This is a genomic window from Moritella sp., assembly GCF_033791185.1.
Classification (GTDB): domain Bacteria; phylum Pseudomonadota; class Gammaproteobacteria; order Enterobacterales; family Moritellaceae; genus Moritella.
The window spans coordinates 1-18,042 of record NZ_JASJHF010000228.1 but is presented as its reverse complement, the minus strand read 5'-3'; the positions used below and the strand labels follow the sequence as shown (position 1 = coordinate 18,042).

Sequence of the window (18,042 nt, the reverse complement as noted above, 5' to 3'; positions counted from 1 at the left end):
TTGTCCTAGCAAGGATAAATCACAAGCAATAAAAAACGAGATACAAATACTTCAATCAAGTATTTGTATCTCGTTATAAAGGGTATTAATTAAAACTATCTACCCATACGTTTCAGTGCTGAGGTAGAGAAATCTTTACGTTTGGCTTTGACATCAAACTGAATGCCTTTATTCTCTTCATTATTCAGACCCGTTACCAAGTAACGACCGGCAATGACATCATATAACGTCTCAGCCGCAAACCAGTTCACGTCAGCATTGTAGTATTGTACAGAATGCGCTTCTGCTACACGCCACAAGTTACCACGTGCATCATAATGGTCGATAACACCTGCTTGCCAGCGATCTTCATCAATAAAGAAGTTACGCTGTGCATAAACATGGCGCTGACCGTCTTTCACTTTTGCTTGTACTTCCCATACACGGTGTTTCTCATAGCGCGTATATTCTTGGTTGATATGGCCTGGCTTAACAATATCTTTGTATTCAAGCTCCGTAGAAGAAAGGTTATAAGAATTATATGGAATGTAGAGTTCTTTCTTACCTACCAATGTCCATTCATAACGATCCGGAGCGCCGTTGTACATATCGTAGTTATCTGACGTACGTGAACCTTCTACGCCGATGCCTTCGCCATCATACGAAACGTTAGGAGCACGACGAACGCGACGCTGACCCGAATTATAGATCCACGCTTTACGTGGCTCTTTTACCTGGTCAACAGTCTCATGCACTAACGCAATGGTACCTGTGAGACGGGCTGGTGCTATAATACGTTGCATGTAGTAGAACAAGATGTTGTCATCTTTCTTGGCATCACGACCACCTTTCAACGCTTCAGGAATATAGAATTTATCTTCTACTTTAACCGCCGTATAGGCACCATTGCGTTGCACTGGAATGGTAGTAATAACACGCTCTGCATGACCACCACGGTAACGAGTAATGTGGTTCCAAATTACTTCTAAGCCATTTTCAGGAATGGGAAACGGAATAGCAATACTAAAACCATCTAAGCCATTACCACCAGCCGATAATGTTGCATTTAATGCATTTCCTTTAATCGTCTCATAAATATCATCTGACTGTGCAAAACTGCGACGTGTTTCATAAACAGGCATTGTATAAGTATCAGGGTACTTCTTAAACATAGCCAATTGACCAGGGCTCAAATTATCTTTGTACTGTTCAACATTGGCCGCTGTAATAACAAATTGTGGCTTGTCGGCAGCAAATGGATTGCTCACTCGATCGTTTTTACCAAACTCTGTACCCAGGATTGCATTAGTGATCCCCCCCGTCCATGCAGGGATTGAGCCATCGGCATTACCAGCGGTAAGAGCACCGACAGGCGTTAATTCTTTTCCTAATTTGGCCGCATCTGCTTCACTTACTTTTGCAAGTGCTGATGCCGAGAAGGCCATAGCCACTGACAGAGCCGCTACGCTATACGCTTTATTTAAAACTTTCATATTAAAATCCTTTTTCTTAAACTTCTGTTCGTTCTATCCGTATTAATCATCTAAAATATAATGTTTTTCTATTATTGCTTAGAATGATATACCAACTGCAGCAGACACATAATCACGATCAGATAGTGGATTGAAATCACCACCAAACTGTGTATAGCTGACTGACATAGAATACATATTCAAATAATCAGCTTTCAGTGCTAAATTCACACCAGTACGACCTTCTTGGAAAGTACCTTGTGGTTCAGGGCTGTAACCATAAACATCATGTGACCAAGCCACTGATGGCGCTAAATCAACACCAGCGAATACGTTACGATAATCAGCTTTAACGGCTAAACGATAACCCGCACTATCTGTTGTAGTGAAGCCATCGTCATCGATACCTACACCATCAAAACTAGTACCATATACCGTTGCACGGCCATATTTAATATCATCGTCACCTTCAGGTAAGTCCCATACATGACCATAGCCTAACTCAGCCACCGTGGTAATTCGATCCGTACCAAGGGCCTTATCGAAGAATTTAATCAAGGTTAACTGTGATTGCGTGTAATCAAAACGATGGAAACCATCAACAGTCTCACCAGCACCGGCTTGTGAATATTCAGGTGTCAACGGTGAATCAGGATCAGCACTTAAGGCCGACGCTAATAAGTCTGCGCCATTAATTTGCAATGGCATATCAAGACGATGGCTGATTTCCCCCGATACTGCCCATTCTGCTACCGTTGTATTGAAGCTTAAACCAAATAGCTGGATGTCTTCAGGGTAAACAGTATGATAATTAGGATTGTATGTAGCAGGATCTACTCCAGGTGGTAATGGTGTAGTACCAATTGGGATAAATGGTTTGCCAATTGAGCCTGCGCCATTATATTCACCAGCTTCAGCACTTGCATACGGCAAACGAGAATGATAATTCATGTAGTACAAGCCAAATTCAGTCGCATTTAGACTTTCTGCATAGTACTTAAATGCCACACCAAACTGACCATCATCAGAGGCAATTTCATCAGTGCCACGTGACGCGTAAATACCAGCGTCATACAAACCTTTATCAGTCATCCCTGTACCAGGATCAACCACCAAGGTATTACAGCCTTCAGCTAAGTAATCTGCTGTCGAGAAATACGTACCACAACTATCAATCACTGTTGGTTCAAATTCTAATTGATAAAAAGCTTCAACACTTAAGTTATCAGTTAAACCAATATTGGCAAAAATCATATTGACCGGTAGCAGGCCTTCTTTAACTTCGGCACCAGGGCGGCGGAAAGCCGCTGCATCAACAGGGTTTACCGCATTGATACCACCTTGAATAAATGAGCTTTCCCCCCAGTTAACCACTTGTTTACCAAGTCGTAGATCAATCGCGGTATCACCAAGATAAAACCCCGTAAAGATATAAGCATCCAGTAATGCTGCACCTTTTGATTTAGTTAAATCATCAAAGTCATCATCATTAATTGGCTGATTAGCAACATAACCATTGTTACCACTGCCATGAATTACATCATTTTGATCCAGTGCATAGTCATACCAATATTTACCACGTACAAACGCGCCAAATGTTGTGCCCTCTTCGGTTTCATAAGTTAAACCAAGATCATGAATACCCTTGATCGTCTGAGTAAACGCATCCCCTTTATCATAATTTAAATTACCATCATCACCCGTTGGCGTATTACCCGGTAAACCGCCATTACCAACACCGACATTTTTCGCATCCGGTGCTTCGACACGCCAGCTTGAACCGGCTGTGATTTGAGAGTTGAACGAACCTTCGACGTTATCCCAATTAAACTCAATTGCTTGAGGTGCTGCTGTATAGCCTGAGACGATGAGCGCAAGAGCAATTGGTGTAGCCTTAAAAAATTTCTTCTGAGTTGTATTTTTCATTATAGTATCCATGCTATACCTTTAATTTGTTTTCATTCCATTAACAATTAGGTCGTAGGTATTATATTCACATAATACTTTTGTCACACAGTGTCAGGTATAGGCTAAACGCGCCAAATTATTGTCTATTGAGGCCAAGACGATATTTTATGCGAGCTGGGTCATAGATTTACAATAAATTAGAAACTTAATATCGGCGGTGCGCCCGATAAAAAGGGGGGATGTACAAAAATAGTGCTAGAGAGGTAGGAGTAGTTAATGTTGTTTCTAGTTTTTTGTTGCCTGATGAAATTGAAGTCGCCATTGGTGAGCATCAAACCGCCAAATTGAACTACGTAAACTGCCCGTTTTTTTCACTGTACCGGCATTAATTGAATTTGCTTGATAACAAACCAACATAGCATCGCTAGCCAATGCTACAACTTTAAACTGGCTCAGGCACCAGCGTTGCGTTGATGGCTTAGCCAACAGCCAAGTTACAATTTCGCTGCGCGAGGTATAACTTCCAATCGGTGAGATCTCAAATAGCTCAGGGTGTAAGAAATTATCTAGCTGTTGCGGTGATTTAGAAAAGTCAGTGTGTAGTAAGGTTTCTTCACGTTGTTTGAAACGGTCAATCAGCGCAGTTTCAGATTTATCGATATGACCTGCATTGTCGAGATGGTTCATCCTTACTCCTGTTTTGTATGAATACTATTAACTTAGCCATACTATTAACTTCGTCATACGATTTATTACGCCATACCTTTAGCAATACATCAACAGTATAAAAAGATATGGCTAATATAAGCCAATGGGCATCAGCTTAGTCAATAAATATATATTTATGCATCTGTACAGATAACTTCCAGTTACGCTCAATACACAACTTAATAGCAAGCTCTGTTGCCCGCTGCTGTTGCGAGATAGGCTGTAAACACATGATCTTATCTGATATATCTATATCAGCGATTAACGCATCAAGTTCATCAATGTGTTTTTCCATTGCGATAACATGCTTTATTTCGTTAGCACGGTACAGTGCACTGTGTAAAACTGGCAGCTGACCTTTCATTTGGATCTTTGGTGATACCGTCACCCACGTCGACTCTGTTGCACGTACTTCTGATGTACCAGAAGTCTCAATTTGGCAGAAATATCCCGCTTGTTCCAATTCACTCGTTAATTCAACAAGATCATATTGACAAGGTTCACCACCAGAAATCACAATGTGCTTTGCAACAAAACCATTTTTTTGTATCATGGTAATGAATTCTTGTGCAGTAAAGTTCGCCCAATGGGGTTTATCATCGCAAGCTTTGTTCACAGTCTGTTGTGATACTTGCATCTCAGGATCGACCGACCACGTTTGCTTGGTATCACACCAAGAGCAACCTACATCGCATCCTTGTAGACGAATGAAGATGACGGGATAGCCAGTAAAATGGCCTTCACCTTGTACTGTTTCAAAAATTTCATTAACCGGATACTGCATTTTTATAACCTAATAAACTTCAAGTAACGTTTATTGTATCATCTGCCCTATATATTTTTAACATTTATATAGGGCGCTTTCGATCGCACCGTAATTGCTTAGCAATCGCATAATTAGTAGGTAGGTAATCAATGAAAATATGGCTGTATAATATTTTCACCATTTTTTGTTTTGTAGTTTTAGGACGTGCTGTCAGCATGTTATTGCCCGTTGAATTTCCCTCAAGCATCATCGGACTGTTATTACTCTTTATTGCACTAAGCAGTGGCATGCTTAAACAAAAATATGTCGAAAAAGCATGTGAACAACTCAACCGTCACATCGGTATTTTGTTTGTCCCCGCAGGCGTAGCGCTTATAGGTTACTTTGAACTCGTTCAACAAAATCTAGTTGCGCTTATCATGGCAGGTCTTATTGGCACAGTGGTGATCTTTTTTACCGTTGGGCATACTTACTGCTATCTCAATCGAGTCAGTGCAGCCAAACAAAAAGCAGCATTACGCAAACAGCAAGGCGATGATAAATGATCTTATATTTAGCAATTCCATTAACCCTTGCCGTTTATTTTCTTGCTCAATGGTTTTATAAAAAAACAGCGCTCGCAGTATTCAACCCTATTTTACTGTCGATCGGGGCATTAATTAGTATCATGATGCTGTTTGGATTTGACCTTGAGCTGTACGAGCAAGGTACAACGGTCCTAACGCGCTTACTCGAACCAGCCGTGATAGCCTTAGCCTTCCCACTGTATCAACAGTTTGTGCACGTGAAAGCCAAGATCGTGCCTGTACTTGTTGCTTGTAGTGCAGGTGTCATTGTCGGTTTAGTGGTCACAACCTTCGTTGCTATTAGCTTTTCAGCATCACCAGAGATCGTCGCATCACTCGCGCCAAAAGCGGTAACAACACCTATTGCGATGGCAATTAGCCATACCCTTGGTGGGATCCCAGCTATCACTGCTATCATGGTGATTATGGTGGGTATCTTCGGTAATGTTTGCGCACCGTTCTTGTTAAAGCACTTACGCATTCGTACGCCGGAAGCACAGGGTCTTGCTATCGGTTCAGGTTCGCATGTGATAGGCACCTCAAAAGCGATGGAGTTGAGTCGAACTCACGGCGCCTTTAGTACAACGGCCTTGTTGATAAGCGCAGTATTAACCTCTATCATCGCCCCAGTACTTTATCCATACTTGCTGATTTGGATGCTTTAATCACGAGTCGGTAACAGCCTATAACCTCCAAACAGGCAAAAGTATTATCTTCAGCTAAAATAAGCTTAGAAGGTGCGATATATAGCCTGTGGAGGTTATCATGAAACAGTTTTCTCATAGGACAGTTGTGTGTCCTCATTGCGGTCAGTTTATTACCACTGATATTGATGCCAGTAATGGCGAACAAGATTTTTATGACGAGTGCAGTTCTTGCTGTAATAGCATTCATTTCAAGTTATTACATGATCAAGTTCACGAGAAGTATGAATTATTTATTGATGCTGATGATGAACAGATTTTTTAATGCGCCATACCTTACACTGTAATTGTAACGGGCAATTTGAGGTTAAGATCATGGAGGAGCGATATAGGCATGTTAAATGAAAACATCGAGGCCTGAATATCGCTCTTACAACGCTAGTAACTTGCAGCTACAAAAGATATCAGTTATTTATTTAACATCATGCGTTCTACCGTATCAACAATCGCTTGAGTCTGACTGTCAATTTCAATATTTACAAACTGACCGACATAGCGACTGCCAAGGTTAGTCACGGCTAATGTTTCTGGAATTAAATGTACCCAGAATTTCCCATCAGCAACATCACCTAAGGTTAAGCTAATACCATCAATAGAAATAAAACCCTTTGGTAACACGTATTTTTGCCATTCAGGTGCAATATTAAAGCAAATATCACAGTTAGTGTCAGTTCGATTAATGGTGATAATTTCAGCTTGGGTATGAACGTGACCAGATAATAAATGGCCACCGATCTCATCACCAAATTTAGCAGCGCGTTCTAAGTTAACTTCATCGCCGACTTCAAGAGCAACCAAGTTAGTGACTTTAAGTGTCTCTTCTATCACATCAAAACAAACGCTGTTGTCATTAATCTTTACTACCGTTAGACATGTACCGTTGTTAGCGATGCTTGCACCGACAACTAAACCGTCTTGGTGTACTTTATCAAGCCTAACTTCTAAGGTGTGTAATTGCGCTTTTTTGTCGATACTAATAATTTTTGCTTTTCTTTGTACAATACCAGTAAACATAAATAACCTTCATCATTACTTAAACAAATATGCCTAACTATATCGTGTTAGTTTAGATAATTCATCTAGTTAATAAGCTGAGATTATTCTGGAATAAAATAAATTTAAATACATCTTTAAATACTAGCTATAAAGGATTAATATGCTTTGGCTGGATCAGGTATACCCTCACGATCGCGAATATCACCACATTCATAATCAAATCTTTCGTTTTCAGCAACATCAATTCTTAGAATACACAATATAACAACCCCCAAAATTTTCGGAGTAGCAGTGCAGAAATATCGATCTGAGGTTTCTAACTTATTCAAATTAATGGTTCCAATTTTGATCGCACAACTTGCGTTCACTGTGATGGGCTTTGTCGATACCGTGATGGCTGGAGCAGTAAGTGCAACAGACATGGCTGCAGTCGCGATTGCCAACAGTATTTGGTTCCCAGTATTAATGTTTTTAGTTGGCATTTTAATGGCGATCACCCCGATCGTAGCACAGCTTTACGGTGCGAAAAGACAAAGTGAAATTGCACAAGTGGTTCAACAAGGGATCTGGTTTGTATTAATTATCTTCCTACCAATGATGTCGCTGCTGTATTACAGCCCTATGATCCTTGAATTCATGCATGTTGAAGATAGACTAGCAGAGCTAACAACAGATTATTTACGTGTAATTTCTCTCGCATTACCTTTTGCATGTGGTTATCAAGTATTCCGTAGTTACCATGAGGGTTTAGGCATTACTAAACCGACAATGGTGATTGGTTTAATCGGTATCATGGTAAACGTACCAGTAAACTACATCTTTATTAATGGTCACTTTGGTATGCCGGCACTCGGTGGTGTTGGTTGTGCTGTCGCGTCAGCATTAGTATTTGTGGCAATGTGTTTCTCAATGATTGCTTATAGCTATTTCCATAAAGACTTTAAAGATATCAAATTATTTGATCAAGTTTATGGCATCGATAAGACAGAAATGTCACACATAATTGGTGTTGGTTTCCCTATTGCCGCCTCTATGTTCTGCGAAGTAACGCTGTTTGCTGTAGTGTCGATCCTGTTAGCACCGCTCGGTGCTATCACGGTTGCAGCTCATCAGGTGGCGTTGAACTTCTCATCAATGGTATTTATGCTACCGCTAAGCTTGGGGATTGCCGCTACCATTGTTGTTGGTCAATATATAGGTGAGAAAAAACCACTACAGGCGAAATTTGCCAGTATCACCGCGATGTGGATGGGGGTAGGTTTTTCTGTTATCACGGCAATCTTTACTATCTTATTGCGCAATGAAATTGCAGAAATATATACCGAAGACGTGACCACGATTAACATTGCTACTGGGTTAATGTTGATTGCAGCTGTATACCAAATCTCAGATGCGGTGCAAGTGATTGCCGCGGGTGCATTACGTGGTTATAAAGAGACAAGTATTATCTTCTTCATTACTCTATTCTCTTATTGGGCTGTGGGCATGACGATTGGTTATACGCTGGCGTTAACAGACTTAATCGTCCCAGCAATGGGCCCAGCTGGTTTCTGGATTGGCTTTATTTCTGGTCTAACCATGGCAGCGATATTGTTATCGATCAAACTGGCAAGTGTTTATAAGAAAACAACGCAAGGCCATACTGTAGAACTATTAACGACAGTCTAATCGTCGTTAATAGTTCTACAAATACAGCGTTATAAAAAGGCGGTAGTGATTCACATCACTGCCGCCTTTTTTATACAATGTTCATTCATAGTGTTAATTCAGTAAAGACCTCGTTCACTGAATTTCAAGTCGCTTCATTAGCCGATGCAAGTTGCTTCTATCAACCCCTATCGCACGTGCTGTTGCGGCAGAATTACCGTTATTTTCGGCTAACATTTTGTTAATAAATTGGGTTTGAAAGTCATCGGTTATTTGCTTTAAGCTATTATCGTGATCCTGGGTATTAATGACGATGTCGTGTTGGCCTCTGCGGTTATCAACATCAGTAGTTACCGCTCTATTTACTGATAATGACGGTGACAATGTAGTGGCATCACTGGTGGTCTGAATATCCAAATCGTTACCTTCTAATACAACCACGCGGTCATCTTTACGGTTACGAGCAGCAGCTCTCAGTGACGCACGACTTAATAAATGCTCAAGTTCTCGCACGTTACCCGGCCATTCATATGCCAGTAATACTCGCTCTGCATCTTTTGATAGGGTTAAATTGTTGATCCCGACTTTACGTTGGATTTTGGCAAGAAAATTACCCGCTAATAACAAGATATCATTGCCACGTTCACGCAAGCTTGGCACTTTTAATGGGTACACAGTTAGCCTGTGGTATAAGTCATCTCTAAATCGCCCTTCTGCAACTTCTTTGGCTAAGTCGCGATTGGTTGCGGTAATTAGTCGTACATCGACTTTATGCGGTTTATCACTACCTAAACGCTGCAATTCGCCAAACTGAATAACCCGTAATAACTTAGCTTGAATAGACAGTGGCAACTCACCGATTTCATCTAAAAACAATGTCCCCCCATCAGCAAGTTCGAATTTACCCAAGCGATTTTTAGTGGCCCCCGTAAACGCCCCTACGACATGGCCAAACAATTCACTTTCAACCATGGTTTCTGGTAAGGCCGCGCAGTTTACCGTGATCAAGGCCTCTTTAGCTCGCTTAGATGCCATATGGATTTTACGCGCTACCAGCTCTTTACCTGAGCCTGATTCACCATATATCAATGCAGCTAAGTCAGAGTCTGCAACGAGATCTATTTCTAAGTTGAGCATGTTCATCGCAGAGCTAGATCCAATCATTTCTTCACTGAATTTCTCTTTAATTAAGCTGGCCGTCACTTGCTCTTGCCGCTGTACTTTTTGGTCTAATGCAAAGATTAAGTTGGCCGTTTTTATCACTACTTCGGTCAAACCAATCATCGAGTTTAAGATTTGCGGATCGAGTGAGTCAAAACGTTGGGGGTTGAGCGCATCCATAGTCACGATACCCCACGGCTTATTATCAATCACTAATACCGCGCCCATACAATCATGCACATTAAGCTGGCCGTCAGGGGTTTGTATCAATCCATCATAAGGATCGGGCAATTCACAAACAGCATCAAAACGATGCACCTTTTTTTGAATTTCATTTTCATTATCATAGTCATAGTGCGCCAGTATTTGTTCGAAGCGCGGATGCTCAGCAACAGGAAAGTGTCGACCCATTGCCTCGACTTGTAAGCCATTTGCAGACTTAGGCACCAAGTTATCACCCTCTAGCTTTAACAGCACACATGCATCACATGCAAACGTATCTCGCCATGCCTGTAATAAGCGGTTATAGCGCTGGTACTTTGGCAACTCTCGGGATAGATCATAAATAATAGTATCCATACTTTCGATAAAGCGGGTATTGTCCATGGTAACAAGTCCTTAAAGCGTCGTTCAGCGGGCATTAGTTATAGCATTTAGTAGTCATTGTGACAACAATAAATCAGCTGCTCATATTTTTGTATTAACTGTTTTTTTTGATTCACCAATAATTTTTAAACCACCATTAAACATGTGATAAAATCCACTGATTAAATACATTATTATATAAATCTGCCGGGTCTAAGCTCGACATAATAAAGGAATTCTTTGTGTCATTAACACACCCCGCTCACGTCGTGATTATCGGCGCAGGTCCTTCAGGTTCGCTTGCTGCAGCACTACTTAACAAACAAGGTATTAATACCACTATTATCGAAAAATCAACATTCCCACGCTTTTCTATTGGTGAAAGTCTACTACCCGCCTGCATGGAATCGCTTAAAAAAGCCGGTATGTTTGACGCTGTTAATGCTGCTGATTTTCAGTTTAAAAATGGCGCCGCTTTTCACGCCTGTGGACAATACACTGAGTTTGATTTCACCGATAAATACACCGCAGGTGAAGGAACTACATTCCAAGTTCAACGTGGCAAATTCGATAAATTGCTTGCCGACTGTGCAGAGCAGCAAGGCGTCACGATCCGTTATCAGCACGAAGTTAGCAGTGTCGATGTAGAAAGAGCTAAACCGTTATTAACTGTCTTGGATGAAAACCAACATAGCTATGAAATAGAAGCTGATTTCATCCTCGATGCCAGTGGTTTTGGTCGTGTTATTCCACGTTTATTAGGATTGGAAGAGCCATCAACATTACCTCCCCGACGTGCTATTTTTACCCATATTGAAGATAATATTAGCTCGAAGCATTATGACCGTAACAAGATCCTTATATCAGTACATCCACAAGACAATAAGGTTTGGTTCTGGTTAATCCCATTCAGTAACGGTACTTGTTCATTTGGTGTTGTTGGAGAACCAGAGTTCTTTGCCAACTACCCTGATGATCATCTTGCCGCGTTGCAGCAATTAGCAACCGAAGAGAGCAACCTTAACACATTGCTTTCACAAGCGAACTACCCCAACCCTTGTGGCTCTATCATGGGTTATTCTGCCAACGTGACGAAACTCTTTGATCGACACTTTGCTTTGTTGGGTAATGCTGGTGAATTTTTAGACCCTGTATTTTCATCTGGCGTAACCATTGCCATGAAATCAGCAGAGCTTGCCGCTGATTTGTTAGTGAAACAGTTCAATAATGAAACCGTGGATTGGCAAACCGAATATGCCGATACCCTCATGACAGGTGTTAATGCATTTCGTTGCTATGTTGAAGGTTGGTATACAGGTGAGTTCCAAGATGTAGTACTACACGAGAAACCGAATCTGAAGATCAAACAAATGATCTGTTCGATTTTAGCGGGTTATGCATGGGATGAAACCAATCCATTTGTCACAGAACCAGCCCGCCGATTGAAAACGGTGGCCGCGATTTGTAAGGTTTAATCGGTTTGTCTATCAACCCTGTAAATCAACTTTATGAATTACAGGGTGTTAACAGCGATACGGCAATTTATATCATCACCTCTTTTTTGTAATAGTAACGATAATAGCCGACTAAATTACTACCAATAAATAATGCTTCCATGATCACAGCTGTCGGAGAACCAATTAAGTAATTGTGTACTAACCAGAAACTCGTCCCTACTACCATCAATTCTCTTAAACGCTTATCGTCTTTATTAAACGCTGCCACGGTTTGAAAGCTCGAAGCCAAGAAACTCAAAATACTAATCAGCCCTGAGTAAGTCAGTACAGTCGCGATTAACGATGCAGAACCAAACAGGTACTTTAGTTTTGGTGACGTTGAAAAGATACTGACTAAATAACGGATCGTGGCGATAACCATTAAGCTCGCAGCCGTCCATTGCTCAAGTAGAATAAAATGACTCGAAATAAGTACACCGGCACAGAATAAACAGGCAACAATCTTCCGTCTCTCTTTAAACTGAAAAGACATCAAATCGAAGCAAATCGCGATAGCTACTAATACTTGAGATATAAAAAATAACGACACTGAGGTCTCCTAAAATATAGTCATAATAACGATGACCTTATCATTCAATTTAAGAGCCACAGTCTACACGGTCATTCTTAGTGATAACAGCAAGCAACTATATCTATTCTTATATTTACAAACGACTTAAGCACTATCCTCTAGAAACTCTTCACAACTAAAGTTACTTTTAAACGTAAATGCAGCAGGACTGTCGCCGTTATTACGCAGGAATTCTAACTTGCTAACCGCTTCTTCAACTGTTGGGATATGACCGACAGGCACCCACCACAGCACATAACTGTCTTCAGGAATGATATCGAACCATTCCTTTTTACGACGTAAGAAGTCTCGATGATGCGTTCTAAACATGAAGTTTTTAAGCGCATCGGGTGACTGCCAAACAGACATATTTACAATGATATTCGGATCGAGAAAGGCTTGAATACTGGTCGCGTCACCGTTTTCGTCTTTTAAACGCCAAATAAAACCGTCACTTGTTTCCGCGGTATTATTCACCGGTTCCAGATTATCAACGAACTCTTTAATCTCTGGCGCGTCTAATGCGTATTTTGCTTTAGCTATGTTCAATTGTGCTAGGTGCATATTATTCCTCCTTGATGCCTAACTGATGATGACGAATCAATTTCTATACTAAACGTAATAAGCCAATTAGAAAACAGGCAAGAACAAATTTATAACCATTTTTCGATAAGTACTTCATCTACGTATTTACCGCGGATCTTAGCGTGCTTTTTGGCTATACCAATGATTTCGAACCCGTGTTTGAGATAAGTTGCGAGTGCATTTTTATTATCATCTCGAACATAGCCAAACAACTTCTCATAACCTTTAGACCTTGCGAGTTCAAACGTTGAATTAAACAAACAAATTGAATAGATTGTAAACATCCAATTATTGCTTGTTATGTCTACATGGTTGTTGTCACAATGACTTTAAGTTGTACTTATGACAACAAAAGTAGTTGTCATAAGTACAACAATATTAACATTTAAAACACTAAACAAATATAATCAACAACTTACAAACTTGGCACAGCTACTGCAATAGAGAATATAAATATTGATATAGATCAATTTATCTCACTAACCTCTACAAGGTAGCTATTATGTTAACGCAACAAACTATAGATATTATCAAAGCGACTGTCCCTGCTGTTTCTGTTCATGCTAATGATATTACAGCGCATTTTTATCCTTTGATGTTTAGAGACTACCCAGAAGTAAAACGCTTCTTCAACCAAAGTAATCAAGCGGGTAACGCACAACCTAAAGCACTGGCAAACGCCCTTGTTGCTTATGCAGGAAACATCGAAAACCTATCGGTATTAGAAGCAGCAGTAAACCGCATTGTGAACAAACACGTATCACTTAATATCCTGCCTGAACAATACGCAATTGTTGGCGAGTGCTTGTTAAAATCAATTAAAGCTGTATTGGGTGATGCTGCAACAGACGCGGTTATTGAAGCTTGGGGTCAAGCATACTGGCAGCTCGCTGACTTACTTATCGCCGCAGAAGAAGCGGCCTACGCTGCGAATGAAGCAAAACAAGGCGGTTGGCGTGGCGAACGTGAGTTCAAAGTAACCACAAAAGTAGCTGAAAGTGACAACATCACTTCATTCTACCTAACACCAACTGACGACAAACCCGTGTCTTCATTCACACCAGGTCAATTTATCGGTTTAGTATTAAACATTGATGGCGAAGAAACACGTCGTCAATACAGCTTGTCTGATTCACCAAATTCAGCATACTTACGTATTAGTATCAAACGTGAAGAAGGTGGCGCGGCATCTAACTACTTACACAATCAGGTTCAAGCTGGTGACACATTACGTGTATTAGCACCTGCAGGTGACTTCGTCTTAAAAGACAATAACAAACCTGTGGTACTTGTTACTGGTGGTGTAGGTATTACACCCGCAATCAGCATGCTAAATAGCTTGAAAGGCACAGACCGCCCTATTCACTTTATCCATGCAGCAATGAACACCAAGGTACATGCATTTCGTAACCATGTAACAGATCTTGCCGCTAAAAACGACAATCTAAAACCGTACTTCGTTTACAGTGATGCAACGCCAGAATGTCAGCCTGATGCAACCGGTTTCATTAACCTCGCGATGTTAGAAGAGAGAATTGGTGATAACCGCGATGTAGAGCTTTATTTCTTAGGTCCAAAACCTTTCATGCAAGCAATGAACAGTTTCGCTCCACAACTAAGAATTCCAGCTGAAAATGTGCATTTTGAATTCTTTGGCCCTGCAGAAGATTTAAATATCGACCCAGCTGCTTAGTTTTAAAGCAATATACTGATATTGTTTAAAAAAGACTTGATGATATTTGGGATGCGGGCTAATATTTGTCTCGTCTTAACGACATACCAAATTCTGCTCGCTTAGCTCAGTTGGTAGAGCGCTAGCTCGACATGCTAGATGTCACAAGTTCAAATCTTGTAGCGAGCACCACATTCCGCGTCCTTAGCTCAGTTGGTAGAGCGCTAGCTCGACATGCTAGATGTCACAAGTTCGAATCTTGTAGGACGCACCAAATAATGAAACCTTGCTCAATGAGCGAGGTTTTTTTATACCTAAAATTTACTGTTGCAGAAATCCAGTAGTAGGCTCCTCTCTTAACGAACAAACCCGCCAAACCAATTCATGTTTAAATCTGGCTTAGCAAGTTTCATTACCAAAGTACACGGCTTATATTACGCGTTTAAACTTTGCGCTTGCAACAGCTCTGCTAGACAAGTATTACTATCAATACCACTCGCCTTCAAAACCGTTAATTCATTCACAAGCATCGTTTTTAATTCAGTAACCGCAATCACGTAATCTGTATCACCCTGTTGCAGTATTAAGTAATCAGGAAAACATAATTTCAGCTTATTCATTTGCTTATTGATGTTGTTAACCAAAGTCATTAAATTAACATGGTAGTCATCAAGCAAGTTATCAGCCCCCTGCTTATCAATAGCAGACAAGCCAGATAAGATCCCTGCTTCACCGACAAAATGTTCAGCCATTACAAACTCAACATCTTTATACCATTCACGTACAGCTAACAAGGGGACAACGTCAGTATTCAATCCCTGATGACAAGCTGTCAAGCTCGGCGCCTGTTCAAACAGATCATCAAAACATTCTTGCGAATTTGCGTATTTAATCATGGCTGGTAATAACAGTTTAATGTCATCAAGCTTTAGTTGTTCATGGGTTGTGAGACTTAATGCCTGTTGCTTGGCATTACGCCATTTAGAAGAGAACCAACGAAACATCCCCGCATTATCCAAACCGCATTGAATAGATCGCAGTGTACTCGTTGAACCCAGCGCATTGGTATTCACAAACGGCGCTAGTTTTTTATTTAACGGTTTTAAAATGGCTAAATGCAGTTGTAATTGCGATAAACGAAAATCCATTTCATAACAATTAAAACTATCATCTCTTAACGACCACAATGCTTGCGGCGCACTCTGGATAAGTTGCACTAAGGCTGAAAGCCGCTCAGTACTGATAGCAGAGCCTTGTAAACAAACATGTAATTCTGATGGTAAACCCGCGATTATCAGCGCATAACTATCTTGCAATTGCTGACAATTAGCTAAGACAGCATTAAGCTCAAGGAGCTGGAATTCTATTGCTTCAAGTGTCATCAACTCCGAGATACCCAAATTATGTAGCTGTTTAGCAGCACATGCGCGAGTATCTTCGTCTAGTATTTTATCTTGCAACAAACGATTGATTTCCAAAGATGACATTATTTTATCCTACTCAATATCAGGTTATGCAAATTAACCGCATGTTTAACTTAACATAATCCATTTTAAATATTTAACTGCGTCCAGCTTACCTTATTCCGCAGACTTAATCGACCTACTTCACCTTAGCCGTGATTCGCTATACTATTTAATGATACCTCTTAGTTTTATGACTTAAAGTAGCAGGTGACGAATATGGTTAATACTCGAATTGAACGCGATAGCATGGGGGAAGTAAATGTACCCAGCAATGCCCTATATGGCGCTCAAACCCAACGTGCAATAGATAACTTTCCTGTTAGCGGTCAACCCCTACCCGTTGATTTCATTAAAGCGCTGTTACAGATCAAATCGGCTGCTGCAGAAGCCAACCTCACACTGGGATTATTACCCCAAGATATCGCCAACGCTATTTGTACTGCGGTTAATCAGCTACTGGTTGACGAAAATATCATGCAACACTTCCCCGTTGATATTTATCAGACTGGTTCAGGCACTAGCTCAAACATGAATGCCAACGAAGTGATTGCCCATCTTGCTAGCATTTATTGTCAAACCCAAATTGATGCCAATGATCATGTTAACTTCGGCCAAAGCAGTAATGACGTCATACCCAGTGCCATCCACGTTAGCGCTGCAATCTTAGTCGATAAACAGCTATTACCTGCACTGCATCACTTACAGCAAACCATCGTAGACAAAGCTCTGAGCCTAAATCATCTGGTTAAAACTGGTCGTACTCATCTAATGGATGCCATGCCAGTAAGAATGAGCCAATCATTATTCAGTTGGGCGGCCCAAATCAGCTACAACATTGATAATCTAAAGATGCTGCAACCCAAACTACAGCGACTTGCACAGGGTGGTACTGCGGTGGGAACAGGTATCAATGCCCATCCTGATTTCGCCAAGCACTTTAATCAAAAACTGTCTGTATTAACTGGCGTCCATTTTAGCCAAGCTGATAACTTTTCATTTTTAATGGCGACACAAGATACTGCAGTAGCGTTATCCGGCCAGTTAAAAACAACCGCAGTATCGTTAATGAAAATTGCCAATGACTTGCGTTGGATGAATTCAGGTCCACTGGCAGGGTTAGGTGAGATCACGTTACCCGCACTGCAACCCGGTTCGTCAATCATGCCAGGTAAAGTAAACCCCATCATTCCTGAATCAACCGCAATGGCCGCGGCGCAAGTGATAGGCAATGATGTGGCAATAACCATCGGCGGCCAATCGGGTAATTTTGAGCTTAACGTCATGCTGCCAATGATTGCCAATAACTTGATTAGCAGCATTAATCTGCTTATATCCAGTTCGCGATTACTCGCCGATAAAGCGATTGTTGGTTTTGAAGTACAAGAACAACAGCTAACACAAACTCTCTATAAAAATCCCATTTTGGTCACGGCGTTAAATCCCATTATTGGCTACCTTAAAGCAGCTCAGATCGCCAAACAAGCTTATCAAGAACAGCGCCCGATTATCGATGTTGCAGAAGAAAATACCGATTTAACTCGGCAAGAACTCATCAAATTATTAGATCCATTGAATTTAACGCGCAATACTTAATCGCAAACAACTTAAGCTTGCGGATAATTTTGATTACTCTGGATAGGTAGAATGTGGCACAACAGTTGATTGTTAGTAATTAGCTATTTAAATGTTCATTAAAAGCTGCTTAAATGTTGTTGTGTATATTATAGCAATGTAGTGGTACATACTGTAATAAACCTTGT

The 18,042-nt window shown here is 40.7% G+C and carries 17 protein-coding genes and 2 tRNA genes; 9 read left to right on the top strand and 10 right to left on the bottom strand.

Translation table 11 applies throughout. The features are described from left to right. Positions 1 to 95: 95 nt before the first annotated feature. The 4 genes from QNK26_RS13590 to queE all read right to left on the bottom strand — a co-directional run bounded on the left by QNK26_RS13590 (position 96) and on the right by queE (position 4,851). On the bottom strand, positions 96 to 1,472 hold the full coding sequence (locus tag QNK26_RS13590; RefSeq protein WP_319223836.1) for a DUF1329 domain-containing protein: 1,377 nt from the start codon (positions 1,470 to 1,472) through the stop codon (positions 96 to 98). Between the two features lie 78 nt (positions 1,473 to 1,550). After that, positions 1,551 to 3,377 carry a DUF1302 domain-containing protein gene (locus QNK26_RS13585; RefSeq protein WP_319223833.1) on the bottom strand — a complete coding sequence of 609 codons (1,827 nt, stop codon included), beginning with the start codon at positions 3,375 to 3,377 and terminating at the stop codon, positions 1,551 to 1,553. A gap of 267 nt (positions 3,378 to 3,644) precedes the next feature. Beyond that, positions 3,645 to 4,046 carry a DUF4440 domain-containing protein gene (locus tag QNK26_RS13580; protein ID WP_319223830.1) on the bottom strand — a complete coding sequence of 134 codons (402 nt, stop codon included), beginning with the start codon at positions 4,044 to 4,046 and terminating at the stop codon, positions 3,645 to 3,647. A 136-nt stretch (positions 4,047 to 4,182) separates the two neighbouring features. Continuing rightward, a complete protein-coding gene (queE, locus tag QNK26_RS13575) occupies positions 4,183 to 4,851 on the bottom strand; it encodes a 7-carboxy-7-deazaguanine synthase QueE (RefSeq protein WP_319223827.1) in 669 nt (222 codons plus the stop codon). Between the two features lie 131 nt (positions 4,852 to 4,982). On the opposite strand from queE, the gene QNK26_RS13570 reads away from it, so the two are divergent. From QNK26_RS13570 to QNK26_RS13560, 3 genes are all read left to right on the top strand, one after another. Beyond that, positions 4,983 to 5,378 carry a CidA/LrgA family protein gene (locus tag QNK26_RS13570; RefSeq protein ID WP_319223826.1) on the top strand — a complete coding sequence of 132 codons (396 nt, stop codon included), beginning with the start codon at positions 4,983 to 4,985 and terminating at the stop codon, positions 5,376 to 5,378. Then, positions 5,375 to 6,064 (top strand): LrgB family protein, encoded by a 690-nt coding sequence (locus QNK26_RS13565; protein ID WP_319223823.1) that lies wholly within the window; start codon positions 5,375 to 5,377, stop codon positions 6,062 to 6,064. Before QNK26_RS13570 ends, QNK26_RS13565 begins: the two co-directional genes overlap by 4 nt. 100 nt (positions 6,065 to 6,164) lie before the next feature. Further along, positions 6,165 to 6,368: a CPXCG motif-containing cysteine-rich protein gene (locus QNK26_RS13560; protein ID WP_319223820.1), complete on the top strand. Its 204-nt coding sequence runs from the start codon at positions 6,165 to 6,167 to the stop codon at positions 6,366 to 6,368. A gap of 143 nt (positions 6,369 to 6,511) precedes the next feature. On the opposite strand, the gene QNK26_RS13555 is transcribed toward QNK26_RS13560, so the two are convergent. After that, entirely contained in the window at positions 6,512 to 7,117 is a 606-nt protein-coding gene (locus QNK26_RS13555) for a riboflavin synthase subunit alpha (protein WP_319223818.1), read from the bottom strand. Between the two features lie 273 nt (positions 7,118 to 7,390). Between QNK26_RS13555 and QNK26_RS13550 the strand changes: the two genes are divergently transcribed. Then, a complete protein-coding gene (locus QNK26_RS13550) occupies positions 7,391 to 8,767 on the top strand; it encodes an MATE family efflux transporter (RefSeq protein WP_319223816.1) in 1,377 nt (458 codons plus the stop codon). A 114-nt stretch (positions 8,768 to 8,881) separates the two neighbouring features. On the opposite strand, the gene norR is transcribed toward QNK26_RS13550, so the two are convergent. Further along, on the bottom strand, positions 8,882 to 10,513 hold the full coding sequence (norR, locus tag QNK26_RS13545; protein ID WP_319223814.1) for a nitric oxide reductase transcriptional regulator NorR: 1,632 nt from the start codon (positions 10,511 to 10,513) through the stop codon (positions 8,882 to 8,884). Between the two features lie 221 nt (positions 10,514 to 10,734). Here norR and QNK26_RS13540 point away from each other — a divergent pair, with 221 nt between their 5' ends. After that, positions 10,735 to 11,967, top strand: a complete 1,233-nt coding sequence (locus tag QNK26_RS13540) for an NAD(P)/FAD-dependent oxidoreductase (protein ID WP_319223812.1) — start codon at positions 10,735 to 10,737, stop codon at positions 11,965 to 11,967. A gap of 67 nt (positions 11,968 to 12,034) precedes the next feature. Here the strand turns inward: QNK26_RS13540 and QNK26_RS13535 are convergent, their stop codons facing one another. From QNK26_RS13535 to QNK26_RS13525, 3 genes are all read right to left on the bottom strand, one after another. After that, positions 12,035 to 12,538 carry a YgjV family protein gene (locus QNK26_RS13535; RefSeq protein WP_319223810.1) on the bottom strand — a complete coding sequence of 168 codons (504 nt, stop codon included), beginning with the start codon at positions 12,536 to 12,538 and terminating at the stop codon, positions 12,035 to 12,037. Between the two features lie 126 nt (positions 12,539 to 12,664). After that, positions 12,665 to 13,123: a DUF3291 domain-containing protein gene (locus QNK26_RS13530; protein WP_319223808.1), complete on the bottom strand. Its 459-nt coding sequence runs from the start codon at positions 13,121 to 13,123 to the stop codon at positions 12,665 to 12,667. Positions 13,124 to 13,212: 89 nt separating this feature from the next. After that, positions 13,213 to 13,428 carry a GNAT family N-acetyltransferase gene (locus QNK26_RS13525; protein WP_319223805.1) on the bottom strand — a complete coding sequence of 72 codons (216 nt, stop codon included), beginning with the start codon at positions 13,426 to 13,428 and terminating at the stop codon, positions 13,213 to 13,215. Positions 13,429 to 13,646: 218 nt separating this feature from the next. On the opposite strand from QNK26_RS13525, the gene hmpA reads away from it, so the two are divergent. The 3 genes from hmpA to QNK26_RS13510 all read left to right on the top strand — a co-directional run bounded on the left by hmpA (position 13,647) and on the right by QNK26_RS13510 (position 15,090). Then, the gene (gene hmpA, locus QNK26_RS13520) at positions 13,647 to 14,837 is read left to right on the top strand and encodes an NO-inducible flavohemoprotein (RefSeq protein WP_319223804.1); all 1,191 of its coding nucleotides are present in this window, start codon (positions 13,647 to 13,649) and stop codon (positions 14,835 to 14,837) included. Positions 14,838 to 14,932: 95 nt separating this feature from the next. Further along, positions 14,933 to 15,008, top strand: a tRNA-Val gene (locus QNK26_RS13515). 6 nt (positions 15,009 to 15,014) lie between these two features. Continuing rightward, positions 15,015 to 15,090, top strand: a tRNA-Val gene (locus tag QNK26_RS13510). Between the two features lie 160 nt (positions 15,091 to 15,250). Here the strand turns inward: QNK26_RS13510 and QNK26_RS13505 are convergent. Further along, a complete protein-coding gene (locus tag QNK26_RS13505; protein WP_319223802.1) occupies positions 15,251 to 16,303 on the bottom strand; it encodes a hypothetical protein in 1,053 nt (350 codons plus the stop codon). A 195-nt stretch (positions 16,304 to 16,498) separates the two neighbouring features. Here QNK26_RS13505 and QNK26_RS13500 point away from each other — a divergent pair, with 195 nt between their 5' ends. Next, positions 16,499 to 17,875, top strand: a complete 1,377-nt coding sequence (locus QNK26_RS13500; RefSeq protein WP_319223800.1) for a class II fumarate hydratase — start codon at positions 16,499 to 16,501, stop codon at positions 17,873 to 17,875. Positions 17,876 to 18,042 lie beyond the last annotated feature (167 nt).